Source organism: Polynucleobacter corsicus (assembly GCF_018688255.1).
Lineage (GTDB): Bacteria > Pseudomonadota > Gammaproteobacteria > Burkholderiales > Burkholderiaceae > Polynucleobacter > Polynucleobacter corsicus.
Window position 1 is genome coordinate 161,605 of record NZ_CP061314.1, and the last position, 15,436, is coordinate 177,040.

15 protein-coding genes are annotated in these 15,436 nt (G+C 45.8%); 8 read left to right on the forward strand and 7 right to left on the reverse strand.

Annotated elements, in window-relative coordinates; translation table 11 throughout:
- Positions 1-3 precede the first annotated feature (3 nt).
- The 4 genes from ftsA to lpxC all read left to right on the forward strand — a co-directional run bounded on the left by ftsA (position 4) and on the right by lpxC (position 4,172).
- Complete coding sequence (gene ftsA / locus C2747_RS00920) at positions 4-1,233, forward strand: cell division protein FtsA (RefSeq protein ID WP_215331861.1); 1,230 nt, start codon at positions 4-6, stop codon at positions 1,231-1,233.
- A 45-nt stretch (positions 1,234-1,278) separates the two neighbouring features.
- Complete coding sequence (ftsZ, locus tag C2747_RS00925) at positions 1,279-2,619, forward strand: cell division protein FtsZ (protein ID WP_215331862.1); 1,341 nt, start codon at positions 1,279-1,281, stop codon at positions 2,617-2,619.
- A gap of 110 nt (positions 2,620-2,729) precedes the next feature.
- On the forward strand, positions 2,730-3,230 hold the full coding sequence (locus C2747_RS00930; protein ID WP_215331863.1) for a peroxiredoxin: 501 nt from the start codon (positions 2,730-2,732) through the stop codon (positions 3,228-3,230).
- Positions 3,231-3,257: 27 nt separating this feature from the next.
- A complete protein-coding gene (gene lpxC, locus C2747_RS00935; protein WP_215331864.1) occupies positions 3,258-4,172 on the forward strand; it encodes a UDP-3-O-acyl-N-acetylglucosamine deacetylase in 915 nt (304 codons plus the stop codon).
- 2 nt (positions 4,173-4,174) lie between these two features.
- Here the strand turns inward: lpxC and C2747_RS00940 are convergent, their stop codons facing one another.
- A complete protein-coding gene (locus C2747_RS00940) occupies positions 4,175-4,708 on the reverse strand; it encodes a hypothetical protein (RefSeq protein WP_251374776.1) in 534 nt (177 codons plus the stop codon).
- A gap of 24 nt (positions 4,709-4,732) precedes the next feature.
- Between C2747_RS00940 and secA the strand changes: the two genes are divergently transcribed.
- From secA to C2747_RS00960, 4 genes are all read left to right on the forward strand, one after another.
- A complete protein-coding gene (secA, locus tag C2747_RS00945) occupies positions 4,733-7,498 on the forward strand; it encodes a preprotein translocase subunit SecA (RefSeq protein ID WP_215331865.1) in 2,766 nt (921 codons plus the stop codon).
- 69 nt (positions 7,499-7,567) lie between these two features.
- Positions 7,568-8,803: a bifunctional glutamate N-acetyltransferase/amino-acid acetyltransferase ArgJ gene (gene argJ, locus C2747_RS00950; protein ID WP_215331866.1), complete on the forward strand. Its 1,236-nt coding sequence runs from the start codon at positions 7,568-7,570 to the stop codon at positions 8,801-8,803.
- 11 nt (positions 8,804-8,814) lie between these two features.
- The gene (locus tag C2747_RS00955; protein ID WP_215331867.1) at positions 8,815-9,675 is read left to right on the forward strand and encodes an ATP-binding protein; all 861 of its coding nucleotides are present in this window, start codon (positions 8,815-8,817) and stop codon (positions 9,673-9,675) included.
- 13 nt (positions 9,676-9,688) lie between these two features.
- Positions 9,689-10,105, forward strand: a complete 417-nt coding sequence (locus tag C2747_RS00960; protein WP_215331868.1) for an NUDIX domain-containing protein — start codon at positions 9,689-9,691, stop codon at positions 10,103-10,105.
- Here C2747_RS00960 and zapD read toward each other — a convergent pair.
- The 6 genes from zapD to C2747_RS00990 are packed head-to-tail and all read right to left on the reverse strand — an operon-like array spanning position 10,102 to position 15,427.
- On the reverse strand, positions 10,102-10,854 hold the full coding sequence (zapD, locus tag C2747_RS00965) for a cell division protein ZapD (protein ID WP_215331869.1): 753 nt from the start codon (positions 10,852-10,854) through the stop codon (positions 10,102-10,104). The two genes, C2747_RS00960 and zapD, sit on opposite strands and share 4 nt — an antisense overlap.
- An 11-nt stretch (positions 10,855-10,865) precedes the next feature.
- Positions 10,866-11,552, reverse strand: coding sequence for a dephospho-CoA kinase (gene coaE, locus C2747_RS00970; protein ID WP_251374778.1), 687 nt, complete (start codon positions 11,550-11,552; stop codon positions 10,866-10,868).
- Positions 11,507-12,007, reverse strand: coding sequence for a prepilin peptidase (locus C2747_RS00975; protein WP_215331870.1), 501 nt, complete (start codon positions 12,005-12,007; stop codon positions 11,507-11,509). The genes coaE and C2747_RS00975 overlap by 46 nt, the downstream gene beginning before the upstream one ends.
- Positions 12,007-13,065 (reverse strand): type II secretion system F family protein, encoded by a 1,059-nt coding sequence (locus tag C2747_RS00980; RefSeq protein ID WP_215331871.1) that lies wholly within the window; start codon positions 13,063-13,065, stop codon positions 12,007-12,009. The genes C2747_RS00975 and C2747_RS00980 overlap by 1 nt, the downstream gene beginning before the upstream one ends.
- A gap of 5 nt (positions 13,066-13,070) precedes the next feature.
- A complete protein-coding gene (locus C2747_RS00985) occupies positions 13,071-14,141 on the reverse strand; it encodes a GspE/PulE family protein (protein ID WP_215331872.1) in 1,071 nt (356 codons plus the stop codon).
- Positions 14,138-15,427: an HlyC/CorC family transporter gene (locus C2747_RS00990; protein ID WP_215331873.1), complete on the reverse strand. Its 1,290-nt coding sequence runs from the start codon at positions 15,425-15,427 to the stop codon at positions 14,138-14,140. Before C2747_RS00990 ends, C2747_RS00985 begins: the two co-directional genes overlap by 4 nt.
- Positions 15,428-15,436: the final 9 nt, after the last annotated feature.

Genomic DNA, 15,436 nt, shown 5'->3' on the forward strand with positions numbered 1-15,436 from the left:
AGAATGAGTAAAGACAACCGCGATTTATTGGTCGGATTAGATATTGGAACATCCAAGGTGGTTGCTTTGGTTGCTGAGCTGGCAGCTGATGGTCAATTTAATGTCGTTGGCGTTGGTCAAACTGCATCCAAGGGTTTGAAAAAGGGTGTAGTTGTCAATATTGAAGCTACTGTTCAGTCTATTCAGAAAGCGCTTGAAGAAGCTGAAGTGATGGCCGACCGCCAGATCGTGCAGGTCTTTACTGGCATTGCTGGAAATCACATTGTGAGTTTCAACTCTAGCGGTATGGTGGCAATACGCGATAAAGAAGTTAGTGCTGGTGATGTTGAGCGTGTTTTGGAAACTGCTAAAGCAATCAATATTCCAACGGATCAACAAATCCTTCATATTCTTGTTCAAGAATTCATTATTGATGGGCAAGAAGACGTACGCGAGCCAATAGGTATGAGTGGTTTACGCCTGGAAGTAAAGGTACATATCGTTACTGGTGCTGTTAGTGCCGCACAAAATATTGTGAAGTGTGTACGTCGTTGTGGTTTGGAGGTTAATGATTTAATTTTGCAGCCTTTGGCTTCGAGTTTGGCTGTATTAACTGAAGATGAAAAAGAGTTGGGTATTGTTTTAGTAGATATTGGTGGTGGTACAACTGATATTGCGATTTATTGCCAAGGCTCTATTCGACATACTGCAGTGATCCCGATTGCAGGCGATCAAATTACGAATGACATTGCTATGGCATTGCGTACCCCGACTATTGATGCGGAAGATCTCAAGATTCAATATGGTATTGCTCGCCAAGATATGGCCGATCCAACCACCATGATTGATGTCCCAGGTGTTGGTGATCGTGAGCCGCGCCCAATGTCAAAGCAAGCTTTAGCTGCTGTAATCGAGCCACGAGTTGAAGAGCTATTCACATTGGTTCGAGGCGTTGTACGTGATTCTGGTTACGAAGACATGGTGTCTTCAGGAATCGTACTAACTGGTGGAACATCCCTGATGCCAGGAATGGTTGAGCTTGCTGAGCAAGTGTTCTTGCGCCCAGCGCGTATCGGCACTCCTGAGTACCGCGGGCACCTACATGAGGTTTTACGCAACCCCCGTTTTGCTACCAGCATCGGTTTATTAATGGAAGGCCAGGCGCAGTTATTGCGTGGCCGTCGAGTATCACAATCAGGCGCGCTGCAAAGTGTGATGGCGCGCATGAAGGAATGGTTCGCAGGAAATTTTTAAGTTTTTCGTCGTCGTCAATGTAGTACTTATTACCTAGGAGGGTATATGGAATTTGAAATATTAGATCAAGAAACAGCCGGCAAAACCATTATTAAAGTGGTTGGAGTTGGTGGTGCAGGTGGTAATGCAGTTCAGCACATGATTCGTCGCGGTGTTAACGGCGTAGAGTTTATTTGCATGAACACCGATGCTGGCGCTTTACAGCGTTCTGAGGCATCTGTGAATTTGCAACTAGGCTCTAGCGGACTCGGTGCTGGTGCAAAACCTGAAATCGGTGCAGCTTCGGCTGAAGAAGCGCGAGCACGTATTGCAGATACATTGCAAGGTGCACACATGGTGTTTATTACTGCCGGCATGGGTGGTGGCACCGGTACTGGTGCAGCGCCAATTGTTGCTCAAGTTGCTAAAGAGATGGGTATTTTGACTGTCGGTGTAATTAGCAAGCCATTTGACTTTGAAGGCGTGAAGCGTCTTAAGGTTGCAGAAAACGGCGCGGCTGAACTGGAGTCTTACGTAGATTCATTGATCGTAGTTCTCAATGAAAAGCTCTTTGAAGTCATGGGTGAAGACGCTGAGTTTGATAAGGCATTTGCATGCGCTGATGATGTATTGCATAACGCTGTTTCAGGTATTGCAGAAATCATTAACGTACAAGGTTTGATCAACGTCGACTTTGAGGATGTGAAAACAGTCATGGGCGAACAAGGCAAGGCGATGATGGGAACTGCAACAGTTTCTGGCATGGACCGCGCACGCTTAGCTGCTGAAGCTGCAGTTGCTTCACCACTACTCGAGGGCGTCGATTTGTCTGGTGCACGTGGTGTATTGGTCAATATCACCGCTAGCCGTTCATTGAAGTTGTCTGAGACTCGTGAAGTCATGGCGGCAATTCGTGGCTATGCTGCAGATGATGCGACTGTGATTTTCGGTACTGTTTATGACGAGAGCTTAGGTGATGCCTTGCGCGTCACTGTTGTTGCTACTGGTTTGAATAATCCACAAGCACGTCAACATCATCAACCAGAAGTGGTTTGGAGGCAAGCTACTGGTACGCATGATGCTATGCCAACGATGGCTGACTTAAACAGCTTTGCTCCAGCAAGTGCTTCAGCAGCAATGAGCAAAGTAAATCTTGACTCAGCTTTGAGCACGAGTGCAGGTTTGGCAATGACAGGTATGGGAAGCGCTCCTGCGATTGCTGCTCAACCAGCAACTAGCGGTGTTGATTACAGTCAATATGATTTGCCACGTGTATTCCGTAGTTCACGGGAAGCTACACCAGCCCCTACATTAGGTGCTGATAGCTCGCCACAGGCTAAAACCATGCTTGATAAGGGGGCTGATTACTACGAAATCCCAGCTTTTTTACGTAAGCAAGCAGACTAAACCACTGCTCATACAATAGACCTTGCAGAATGCCAGCGCGGCGCCCCTCCGGACGACGAATCCCGCGCTAGCGTTGGCATACTCATGACAACTATTTCATTGGAGACTTTATGATCGCAGTCGGACAAAAATTACCAAACGCTACTCTTTATGAGTTCTTGGATGAGGCCAGCGAAGGTTGTGCTATTGGACCAAACACATTTGAAGTTGAAAAACTCACTGCCGGCAAAAAGATTGTGATCTTTGCTTTGCCTGGCGCATTTACTCCGACTTGTTCAGCAAAGCACGTTCCTAGCTATGTTGAGCACTTTGATGCAATCAAAGCAAAAGGTGTTGATGAGATTTGGTGTATTTCAGTAAACGACCCATTTGTAATGGGTGCTTGGGGCCGCGATCAAAAAGTGGGTAAAAAGATTCGCATGTTGGGTGATGGTAGTGCTGAATTCACTAAGAAGCTTGGCCTGGAATTGGATTTAACTGCTCGTGGTTTGGGTGTTCGTTCAGATCGTTATGCCATGATTGTTGAAGATGGTGTTGTGACAACCTTGGATCGCGAAGCACCTGGCAAGTTTGAAGTAAGTGATGCCGCTTCTATCTTGAAAAAGCTTTAATCAATCCTTCCTGAATTTAGATAAACCATGATGAAGCAACGCACAATCGCTACTCCGATTAAAACTGTGGGGATTGGTTTGCACTCTGGGCGCAAGGTGACTTTGTCTATTAAGCCTGCGCCGGTAAATTCAGGAATTGCATTTGTTCGTGTAGATACCCCGGAGCAATCGGTTATACCGGCCACTGCTCTGGCGGTTTGTGACACTCGCCTAGCCTCAGTGATACAAAAAGATGGCGTGCGTGTTTCCACTGTGGAACATTTACTTTCAGCTTGTGCAGGCCTAGGACTTGATAATTTATTAATTGAGCTGGATGGTGAAGAAGTGCCCATCATGGATGGCAGTGCAGCTTCATTTTTGTTTCTAATGGAATCAGCCGGTATAGCTGAGCAAGAAGCTTCTAGACAGTTTGTGGTCATTAAAAAATCTGTAGAAGTGAAGGATGGCGACAAGCTTGCGCGCCTAGAACCTTTCTTTGGATTTAAGTTGGACTTCACCATTGACTTTAAACATCCGGCAGTTGATAAAACTGGTCAGCGCTTTGTGGTGGATTTTGCTGAGCATGCTTATCGTAGTGAGATTGGTCGTGCCCGAACCTTTGGCTTTGCTCATGAGGTTGAGGCCTTGCGAGAGATGGGATTGGCGCGTGGCGGAAGTTTAGATAACGCGATCGTGCTCGATGAGCATCGTATTCTGAATAACGAAGAGTTACGTTATGAAGATGAGTTTGTTCGCCATAAAATTTTGGACGCCATTGGCGACCTGTATTTAGTTGGACATCCGATTGTGGGTTCCTATGTTGCTGAAAAATCAGGACACGCCTTAAATAACGCGCTCTTGCGTAAGCTTTTGGAAGATCCTAGTGCTTATGAAATTAGCAGTTTTCCAGAAAATAAGGCTCCCTCAGCCTATTCCAAAGAGAGTCAACCCCTCTTTTTCTAGGTTTATTTAGGCTTACTCTGAAGTAGGCGTTCAACCGCCTTATGAAGCTCCGAATCCGGTGCCAATCTATCCAACAATGATTCCCAAGAAGCCCTTGCAACTGCATTAAAGCCTTTTGGTTTTTGATTGGCCTGGAGCCCCTCGCGGGGCTTGATTTCCCAGGTGGGTGGCGCTGGTTTAAGGCGCACCTTAATGCTGGTGCAGACAACGCCTTTTTTGGCTAACTCATTGATTAAACTAGGTAAAACTTGCTGAAGGCGGGTTGCAATACTCGCCCCATTAACGAGTAAAAAGAGCTCATTTTGAGCTCCAGAACGCCATCCAGCCTCAATTTTGGGCGCTAAGTTATCTAAGTCCAATTCGAATAAGGCTGCTTTCAGGGCAATTTTGAGTTTGGCTAGATCTTCGGTTTTGGCCAAAATTCCACCCAAGCCCTCTGACTCGCGCAAATACTCCAACCACTCATGGGCGGCTTTCGTGCGGATAGGTTTGGGAGCAAAGTTCATATAAAAAGAGGGTGCGGGTGATAAACTCAAGGTCTTAATTTACTTCAATATCCCATGGTAATCGGTCTTCTTAAAACCCTGGTCGGCAGTCGTAACGACCGCCTCTTAAAACAGTATCGCAAAGTAGTTGCCAAAGTTAGCGCTTTCGAGCCTAGCATGCAAGCTTTGGATGATGCCGCACTGCAAGCAAAAACTGCTGAGTTCAAGTCACGTTTAGCTGCGGGTGAGTCATTGGATGATATTGCTCCAGAAGCTTTTGCTGTAGTTCGTGAAGCAAGTACACGAGTGATGAAGATGCGCCATTTTGATGCGCAGATGATGGGTGGCCTCGCATTACATCAAGGCAAGATTGCTGAAATGGGCACCGGCGAAGGTAAGACCTTAACCGCTACGCTTCCTGTATATTTGAATGCCCTCACAGGTCAGGGTGTCCACGTTATTACAGTCAATGATTACTTGGCTCAGCGCGATGCTGAGTGGATGTCAACGCTCTACAACTTCTTGGGTATGAAAGTGGGTGTGAATCTATCGCAAATGGATCACACCACTAAGCAAGAGGCTTATGCAGCTGATATTACCTACGGTACTAATAACGAGTTTGGCTTTGATTACCTTCGGGACAACATGGTGCAAGATCTGGGTCAGCGTGTTCAACGTGGCCTAGCCTATGCGATTGTTGACGAGGTAGATTCTATTTTGATTGATGAGGCGCGGACCCCATTGATCATTTCGGGTCAGGCTGAAGACCATACTGATTTGTATATCAAGATCAATTCGTTACCTGCTTACTTAGAGCGCCAAATCGGTGAAGAGAAAGCGGATGGTACTGGTGTTGAAAAGCCGGGCGATTACTGGGTTGATGAAAAGTCCAATCAAGTTTATTTAACAGAGCGCGGCCATGACAAGGCTGAGACAGTCTTAGTTGAGATTGGCGCCTTGAATGATGGCGGCTCTTTGTACTCACCGCAAAATATTACTTTGATGCACCACGTGTACGCAGCATTGCGTGCGCATACTCTGTACAACCGCGATCAGCAATATGTTGTACAAAACAATGAAGTCATTATTGTTGATGAGTTCACGGGACGCTTAATGCAGGGTCGTCGCTGGTCTGATGGCTTGCATCAAGCTGTGGAGGCAAAAGAAGGTGTGCAGATTCAGAATGAGAATCAGACGCTAGCCACGATCACTTTCCAGAACTACTTCCGTATGTACGGCAAGTTGGCTGGTATGACTGGTACTGCCGATACTGAAGCTTATGAGTTCAAGGAAATCTACAGTCTTGAGACTGTAGTCATTCCTCCAAATCGGATTAGCCAAAGAAAAGATCGTCAAGATCAGATCTATAAGACATCGCGCGAGCGTTACGACGCAGTAATTAAGGATATTGAGGATTGTTATAAGCGTGGTCAACCTGTCTTGGTGGGTACAACTTCGATTGAGAACTCAGAACTCATTGCAGGCTTGTTAGGTGAGCGTCAATTACCCCATCAGGTCTTGAATGCGAAACAGCACGCTCGCGAAGCCGAGATCATTGCTCAAGCTGGTAGACCTAAGATGATCACTATTGCTACCAATATGGCGGGCCGTGGAACAGATATCGTTTTAGGTGGAAACGTTGGCAAACAATCTTCTTTGATCGAAGCGGATGCCGGTCTACCCGATGTAGAAAAAGCAGCCAAGATTAAGACTTTGCAGGACGAATGGCAAAGCTTGCATGATCAAGTATTAGTTGCTGGTGGTTTGCATATTATTGGCACAGAGCGCCACGAGAGTCGTCGTATCGATAATCAGCTTCGTGGTCGTGCTGGTCGTCAGGGTGACCCAGGCTCTTCTCGCTTTTATCTTTCTTTAGATGATTCGCTTTTGCGTATTTTTGCTGGAGATCGTCTGCGTGCAGTCATGGATCGCCTCAAGATGCCGGATGGCGAGCCGATTGAGGCGGGTATGGTGACTCGCTCTATCGAGTCCGCTCAGCGTAAAGTTGAAGGCCGCAACTTTGATATTCGTAAGCAATTGTTGGAGTATGACGACGTTGCTAATGATCAGCGTAAAGAAACATATCGCCTTAGAAATGAGGTTCTCGAGAGCGCCGATGTTGGTGAGTTGATTGCTAACTTGCGCGAAGATGTATTGCGTGGCATTTGCGCTCTATATATTCCTTCGGAGTCCATGGAAGAGCAGTGGGACTTGCTTGGTCTGGAGAAAGCGCTGGCAAGCGACTGGGGTTTAACGGTTGATCTGAAAAATTGGGTTGAAAATGCTGCATCTATGGACGATGAGCAAATTGTTGATCGTGTACTGGCAGCCGCAACAGAAACTTATGATGCAAAAGTAGAGCTTTCCGGACGCCCATCTTTCGCTGGGTTTGAGCGCTCGGTGTTGCTCTACAGTTTAGATACCCATTGGCGTGAACATTTGGCCGCTTTGGACCATTTGCGGCAAGGTATCCATTTGCGTGGCTATGCTCAAAAAGATCCGAAACAAGAGTACCGTCGCGAAGCATTTGAGCTGTATGGTGAGCTACTCAATGTCATCAAGAATGATGTTGTGAAAAGCATCATGACGGTGCAGATTCGCAGTGCCAGTGAATTAGATGAAGCCTCCGAGTCAATCAATGAGGATTTAGCCAAACTCTCTGATGTGCAGTATCAGCATGCCGATGCAGATCTTGAGGTGGCTGGGTCGACTGGCGATCGTGGCGCAGCCATCGAAATAGCTCCAGCACCATTACGCGCTGGTCCTAAGGTGGGTCGCAATGATCCTTGCAGTTGCGGAAGCGGTAAGAAGTACAAGAACTGCTGCGGCGCATTAAGTTAAATCAATTAGGATTAAAAAGAGCTGCCAGACCCGGCAGCTCGGCAATGCCTCATCTACAATTGTCAGATCATGACAGTTAACTTACCACTACCCCAAAAAAATCAACTAAAGCCTGTTAAAGGTTTTCAGATGGGCATCGCTGAAGCTGGAATCAAAAAAGCCAATCGTAAGGATCTATTGGTGATGACCTTAGTCCCTGGCTCACAAGTTGCCGGTGTTTTTACCTTAAACCGTTTCTGCGCTGCGCCGGTTCAGGTTTGTCGTGAGCATTTGGCTCTAGATGGGTCTAAGGGTGAGATTCGTGCTTTGGTAGTCAATACTGGTAATGCCAATGCAGGCACCGGTGAGCGAGGCATGCAAGATGCTTTAGCAACTTGTGCCGAGTTAGCAAAAGAGCTCAAGCTCAATCCAGAACAAATTTTGCCTTTTTCAACTGGCGTGATTTTAGAGCCACTTCCAATTGATAGATTGATTTCTGCTTTACCAAAAGCAGTGGCCAACCTAGACGAAGACCATTGGTTTGATGCTGCAGAAGCCATCATGACAACGGATACGCAGCCTAAGGCGACATCGGTGCTGGTGCAGACTCCTTCTGGCCCCGTGACTATTACTGGTATCTGTAAGGGCGCGGGAATGATTCATCCAAATATGGCAACCATGTTGGGATTCATCGCAACTGATGTTGGGTTTGCGCCAGGCCTACTTGCTTCCTTGACTCAAGAGATTGCTGATCAGTCATTTAACGCAATTACGATTGATGGTGATACTTCGACCAATGACTCCTTCATCATCATGGCAACTGGTCAATCAGCCGTGCAGATTAAATCAACAGATGATGTTGGTTATGGTTTAGTTCGGACTGCATTAATTGATCTTGCGCGTAAGCTTGCTCAAATGATTGTGAGGGATGGTGAGGGCGCAACAAAATTTATTACGATTGATGTGCAAGGCGGCAAGACCAAAGAGGAGTGTCGCTTGGTAGCAGAAGCAATCGCCCACTCGCCTTTAGTAAAGACCGCCTTCTTTGCGAGCGATCCTAATTTAGGCCGTATTCTTGCTGCGATTGGCTATGCTGGCATCACCGACCTTGATGTCAATCAAGTACAAATGTGGCTTGGAGACGTGTGGGTTGCCAAGAATGGTGGCCGCAATCCTGATTACCAAGAGGCTGATGGTCAAAGGGTAATGCAGGCACCAGAAATCACTATCAAGGTTGACTTAGGTCGCGGATCAGCGCAAGAAACAATGTGGACCTGTGACTTATCGCATGACTACGTTTCCATTAATGCTGATTACCGCTCATAGGAATTCGTGAAATGAATGAAAAATTAGAGCAACTCTTAAGTCATCTTGAGACGTTTCTGCCTAAAGCATTGACCGAAGAGCAGTGGAAATCTTCAACTGCTTTTAGATGGCGTCGTCGCGATAGCATCTTTGGAAGCATTGGATTTTTGCAGCCAGTAAAGCATGTCGCCGATATCTCCTTTGATGATCTAAAAAATATCGATCGTCAACGTGACGCTATTCGTGATAATACGAAAAACTTTATTCAAAAAAAACCTGCAAATAATATTTTGTTAACAGGCGCTCGTGGTACAGGAAAATCTTCCCTCATCAAAGCTAGCCTACATGAGTTTGCTAGCCAGGGCTTACGCTTGGTTGAAGTTGAAAAAGAGCATTTGGCGGACTTAGCTGATATCACCGATTTATTAGCTGATCGTCCAGAGCGTTTTATTGTTTTTTGTGATGACCTCTCATTTGAGGATGGTGAGTCTGGCTATAAGGCGATGAAGTCTGCTTTAGATGGCTCTGTATCAGCTCAAGTCGACAATATTTTGATTTATGCTACCTCCAATCGACGCCATCTCTTGCCTGAATATATGAAAGACAACGAGAGTTATGTTCATAGCGACGATGGAGAAATTCATCCGGGTGAAGTTGTGGAGGAAAAAATTTCTCTATCAGAGCGTTTTGGCTTGTGGCTTTCTTTCTATCCACCAAAACAAGATGAGTATCTAGAGATTGTTGCCCATTGGTTACGCCATTTTGGTTTAAGTGATGCGCAGATTGAGGGTGCTAGAGCTGAAGCGTTGGTTTGGGCTCTAGAGCGTGGCTCACGTTCTGGTCGCGTAGCTTGGCAGTTTGCTAAGCACTGGGCTGGTTCACATACTGCTTAATCACTGACGATTTATGAGTGACACCAATCGCCCTGTAAACGAAGTTGCCGCTGGAATTCTGCTAGATGCGGAAGGTCGGTTTCTAATGGGCCAGCGCCCTGAGGGCAAGCCTTATGCTGGCTACTGGGAAGTGCCGGGTGGAAAAATTGAAGCTGGCGAATCTGTATTTGCAGCACTAAAACGTGAATTACAAGAAGAGCTTGGAATAGATATTGAGTCTAGTGAAGAGCTAGTTATTTTAGAGCATGACTACCCACATGCTTATGTACGCTTGCATGTCAGCATCATTCGAAAATGGTCTGGAGTGCCTACAGGTTGTGAGGGTCAGGCGCTCTCTTGGCAGTTGCTTGGAGATGCACTTCCGACGGTAGAGCCTTTATTGCCGGCTGCGTGGCCCATGCTAGAAAAGCTCAAACAGCTAAAGATTTAAAGCTGGCAGAGGGTGAGCCTAAAAGGCACATCCTCATTCATGGTTTGCGGCTTTTTGTCTTGATCGATCTTCAGAAACCGAATAGAGAGTAGATATTTATTGGCGCTGATTTCTGAGAAGAGGGCGTCATCTTCAACAGCAATGCGCATTAATTGATACACCTTGCCTGATGGAGCCTGTTGATAAGCACCTTGATGTGCCACAACATCTTTAGCCTCGCCAGACTGGCGCAGTAGTCTTAAGAAAATCTGGCAAGCTTCATGCCATGGCAAAAGTGGCGCAACATACTTTTCTAACAATTCTCTACGTTGAGTAGAGGGGGTGTTTTTCCAGGCATGGTAGCTTGGTAAATCAATTGGACTTGTCCCACCAGGAATATTTAATCGGGTCCGGATAGCATTAAGCCACTCACTCTCAGTAATTGCAGCGTTGGGCTTACCCACAGACTGATTGATATTTTGCGCAGCTTTGTCAATTTCAGAAAGAGTTTGTGTAAGCGCTTCTTGGTCTACTTTTTGGGAGGACTTTAAACCATTCAAGGTATATCTTTGACGCTCAAATTCTTTGAGAAGCAGGGATTTAATATCGCCTCGAGATCCAATGTCACCCAGGTCAAACAACATGGCAATGGCATTGTGGTGTAGCTCGGGATCATCGGATCGAAGGAAGTGATTAAAGCGGGCGAACAAATACTCTAGTCGAAGCATGCTTCGAACTAATTCATTGAAGGGGTATTCGTAGACAATCACAAGCCTATATTCTATGACGAACTTAAAGGTTCTTCTAAAATTTTGAGCAATTGTTGGTGCAGTTTTAAAACTGCTGGTTTGAGCTCATCTAAGCCACCCTGATTTTCAATTACAGCATTAGCTGCTGTTAGGCGAGCATTTCGGCTAGTTTGTGCTTTGAGAATATTTTCCACATCGGAGCGTGTCATATTGTTGCGGTGCATCACTCGTTGAATTTGGGTTTCTTCTGGGCAATCCACCACCACAAGATGGTCAATGAACTTGATCCAAAATCCAGATTCAATTAAGAGGGGAACCACAAAAACCAGGTAGGGCACTCCAGACTTCGCTAGTTCAAGGGCTTGCTTGGCAGTTTCCTCTTGAATTAAGGGGTGGGTGATGTGCTCTAAAACCTGACGGGCGCTAGGATTTTCGAATACTACAGACCGCATTTTGGATCGATCAAGAGCGCCTTGGGGATTAATAAAGTCGGCACCGAAAGCCTTGGTAATCAGTGGAATGGCTGTTCCGCCAGGAGCAGTGATTTGATGTGAGATCTTATCTGTATCAATAATGCCGGCTCCATGCCCAGCCAGCAGGTCACTAACTGCCGTTTTGCCAGACCCAATGCCACCTGTTAAGCCAATCAGGGGAATTTTCCCTTTCAAGGCTTTTAGATCAGCTTGGGCAGAATCCAAGTTTGAATGAGTTGAGGCCATAACAACTCAATGATGCCAGCAATAGCTAAAAAAGGGCCAAAAGGAAATGCTTCCCTTAAATGATGTCTGCGCAATTTGAGCCAAATAATGCCACCCAGTACCCCTGTAACGGAAGCCATGAGGAGGATGCTAGGTAAAGTGCTCCAGCCTAAGCAGGCACCCAGCGCCGCTAAGAGCTTCGCGTCACCCATGCCAATCCCATCTCGGTTTTTCAGGAGGCGAAAGCTAGTATTTAATACCCACAAAAAACCATATCCTAGAAATGCCCCAAAGAATGCCGAGCTTGGGGTGGTAAAGCGTAAGTCTGAAAATGCGTTGAAAGCAATCCCTAGAAGGATCAAGGGGAGGGTGATTGCATTCGGCAGGCGGAAAGTGCGCCAATCAATATAAGCCAAGTACAGCAAAGCCAGTATCAGCAGAGATTGAACTATCAAGATAGTTACTTTGGGATCCACTAAACGATTTGTCCTAAATTAAAAATGGGTAGATATAAGATTATGACTAAGCTACCAATGACGGCGCCAACAAACAGAATTAATGCAGGCTCCAAGCTTTGGCTGAGTGCATTGAGTCGGCTACTCAGCTGTGAGCCTAGGGTGGTAGCGCGCTTATTTAACATCTCAGCCAATGCGCCACTTTCTGCGCCGATATGAAGAAGCAGTAATGTCTCTACGTCAAGAATTCTTGACTGAGGATCGGCTCGTTTGAGTGATTCTCCCAAGGGCCAGCCACGAGTGAGGTGTTTAAATATCTCCGCACTAAAGTCATGGCTCACCCAGTGATTAGAGGATTGTGCAGTAACCCTCAGAGCATCTGGGAGTGGTAAACCTGTTTCTAATAAATGACCTAGGGTACGACACCAGTGGCTCAGCGTTGCCAGCCTAAAGAGATTGCCAAAGAATGGCATGCGTAATAAGAGGACATCACAGTATTTTTGGAGTGAGCTTGATTTGAGCCAGGTATACACAAAACCTGTGGCCATTAAGAGAATGCTCAGCAATATTTCTATAAAGTAATTTTGAATGCCTGTAGAAATAGAGATGAGGATTCTGGTTGGTGCTGGTAGCTCAGCCTGAAAATGTCCAAAGACTTCCTTAAATACGGGTACAACCCATATCATCATGACTAGGACAAGCAGAAAAGACGTTGCTAAAGTAATGATGGGATATGTTAGTGACTGCAGTACTTTTCTTCGCAGCTCAATCTGGGCTTCTAGTTGTTGTGAGATTGTGCGTAGCGCCAAGCCAAGGTCACCAGTTCTCTCGCTGACCCTGATGAGATTAGTAAATTCTGAAGAGAATTTTCCATCTTGTGCGCTTAGGCAAAAAGAAAAACTATTACCTTTTTGTAGCAGTGCGCGCACATCCTTTAGCCAAACCTGCCAGGATTTTGGTGCAGACTGAATCAGTAGCTGGATGGCATTAAGCAAGGGAAGTCCAGCCTGAAGCAGGGCGAGCATCTGCTCTGCAAAATGGAGTTGCTCAGACTTGCTAAGTGTTTTCTGAAAAAGCATTCGGACTAATGCCAAGTGCCAAGCTCGGCATCTAGCGATATCTGATCTACTAAGCCGGACTGTAGTAATTGCGCCCCTGCTGCGTGGATATCAAGCGCATGAGCTGATTCAAATAAATGTTTGCTTCCCAACACCTCATGGATGCCAATACGTCCAAAATAGCCAGATCCCTTACAAAGCTTACAAGGCGCCTTACTCAGGTTGAGATTGCATTGATTGCAGAGTTTACGAATTAATCTTTGAGAGCTAACGCAACGAAGACAAGATTCAATAGACTCTTGATCTACTCCAAGGCTTTTAAGTCGGCTTAATGCGCCAATGGCATTGCGTGTATGAAGAGTGCTTAAAACTAAATGCCCGGTTTGTGCTGCTTGAATAGCAAGCTGTGCACTGGCAGCATCCCGTATTTCACCAATCATGATGACATCCGGATCTTGGCGCAAGAGTGCGCGAATAATGACTGAAAAATCTAATCCCGCTTTTGGGTGATAAGTCACTTGATTTATTCCAGGTAGCCGAATTTCAATTGGATCTTCGACTGAGCAAATATTACGTTGCACTTGGTTCAATGAGTTCAAACAGCTATATAAGGTTCGAGTCTTACCGCTTCCGGTAGGCCCTGTTACCAGAATCAATCCATTGGTTTGGCTAATAGCGTCTCGAACTATTCCTAGTTGCTCTGGCAGTAATCCAATTTGATCCAGTGCCAACTCTTCCAAGCAGCTGGGCAAAATACGTACTACCGCTTTTTCACCATATAAGGTGGGAAGAATAGATACTCGGCAATCGATATTGGGGTGGCTAAAGTCATGGCCAATCACAAGACGACCATCTTGAGGTAAACGTTTTTCTGCAATATCAAGACGTGCCAATATTTTGATGCGCGTGATTAGACGTTCATGAAAATCAATGGGGTATTGGTTTTGTAGAGTGAGGCGACCATCGATTCTCGTGCGCACTACTGTTTCTAGAGATCTCGCCTCAATATGAATATCCGTAGCCCGATTATTTAATGCATCAACAGCGATGTCATGCCAGGTCCGAATAATGTGAGAGTCATGTAGTAAGTCGCTCAATCTTGATTCGGTTGAGTGAGGGGTTGGTATAGCTTCACTGTTTTTACGCCCTGCTCATCAAACTGTACGATTTCCATCACCACGCCAGCAATTCGAATGCTGACATCATAATCAGGAATTGCTTCGAGCTTTTCTAGGATAAGACCGTTTAAGGTACGGGGCCCATCGAGCGGGAGATCCAACTTCAGAAGTCGATTTAAATCTCGCAATGAGGCAGTACCGCTAGCAAGGTAAGTTCCATCAGCAAGCCAATGAGGTTCATTAGAAAGATTGGAGAATGAAGTGGTGAACTCGCCGATAAGCTCTTCCACAATATCCTCAAAAGTGACTAGACCAAGGACTTCGCCATATTCATTCACGACTAAGCTGAGTCGCTGTTGGTTATCCTGGAAAAATTGCATCTGCTGCAGAACGGGCGTCCCACTAGGAATGAAGTAGGGCTCATTGAGCAGAGATCTAAAATCTTCATGATGAAGCTCTGCATTACCTAGCAATGAGAGTGCTTTTTTCACAGATAGAATTCCGACAATGCGCTCAGAGTCGCCATCGCATACTGGAAGTTTGTTGTGATAGCAGGTTTCTAATTGTTCTATTACCTCGTCAATAGGGCGAGAGAGATCTAGCACTTCAATTTTTGAGCGCGGTGTCATCACATCATCAACCAAAATATTTTCAAGATTGAAAAGATTTAGCAAGATATTGCGATGGTGGGCAGAAACAAATCGATTAGATTCCAGAACTAAGCTACGCAACTCTTCTTTGCTCATGACTCCCTTATCAGTTGAAGCTTGTAATCCTGATACCTTCATCAACCCCGATACAAAGCTATTGATGAACCAGAGTGGTGGCTTCAGTGCAAAGGTGAGGGGGAGAATGAGCCAGCCAACATTACTCGCAATTTTTTCTGGAAAGGCTGCGCCGATCACTTTCGGAGTGATCTCGCTAAAAATAATGATGAGTAGAGCAACAACTAATGTGGCAATAGATAACACTAGGCCGCTATCGCCAAAAATATGTAAAGCAATACCAGTAACTAAGATTGGTAGGATGGTGTTGATAAGATTATTCGATATCAGCAGTACTGAAAGCAGTGAATCCATGCGCTTTAATAGTCGCTCGGCAAGTGCAGCTCCAGCATTGCCACCATGAGCCATGGCGCGCAGGCGATGACGATTGGAAGAAAGCATGCTGGTTTCGGCCATAGAAAAGAAACCAGAGAGTGCGAGTAAGAATAGGACTAATGCGACTTGGCCAATAAAAGGCCAATCATCAAAAAAAGTGTCCATCAGTTATGC

What these genes read in the sequence shown, in the direction of transcription:
- ftsZ (WP_215331862.1), top strand. Translation starts at nt 1,279, where the DNA reads ATGGAATTTGAAATATTAGATCAAGAAACAGCCGGCAAAACCATTATT.
- lpxC (WP_215331864.1), top strand. Translation starts at nt 3,258, where the DNA reads ATGATGAAGCAACGCACAATCGCTACTCCGATTAAAACTGTGGGGATT.
- C2747_RS00980 (WP_215331871.1), bottom strand. Translation starts at nt 13,065, where the DNA reads ATGCTTTTTCAGAAAACACTTAGCAAGTCTGAGCAACTCCATTTTGCA.
- ftsA (WP_215331861.1), top strand. Translation starts at nt 4, where the DNA reads ATGAGTAAAGACAACCGCGATTTATTGGTCGGATTAGATATTGGAACA.
- C2747_RS00955 (WP_215331867.1), top strand. Translation starts at nt 8,815, where the DNA reads ATGAATGAAAAATTAGAGCAACTCTTAAGTCATCTTGAGACGTTTCTG.
- argJ (WP_215331866.1), top strand. Translation starts at nt 7,568, where the DNA reads ATGACAGTTAACTTACCACTACCCCAAAAAAATCAACTAAAGCCTGTT.
- coaE (WP_251374778.1), bottom strand. Translation starts at nt 11,552, where the DNA reads ATGGCCTCAACTCATTCAAACTTGGATTCTGCCCAAGCTGATCTAAAA.
- C2747_RS00930 (WP_215331863.1), top strand. Translation starts at nt 2,730, where the DNA reads ATGATCGCAGTCGGACAAAAATTACCAAACGCTACTCTTTATGAGTTC.
- C2747_RS00990 (WP_215331873.1), bottom strand. Translation starts at nt 15,427, where the DNA reads ATGGACACTTTTTTTGATGATTGGCCTTTTATTGGCCAAGTCGCATTA.
- secA (WP_215331865.1), top strand. Translation starts at nt 4,733, where the DNA reads ATGGTAATCGGTCTTCTTAAAACCCTGGTCGGCAGTCGTAACGACCGC.
- C2747_RS00960 (WP_215331868.1), top strand. Translation starts at nt 9,689, where the DNA reads ATGAGTGACACCAATCGCCCTGTAAACGAAGTTGCCGCTGGAATTCTG.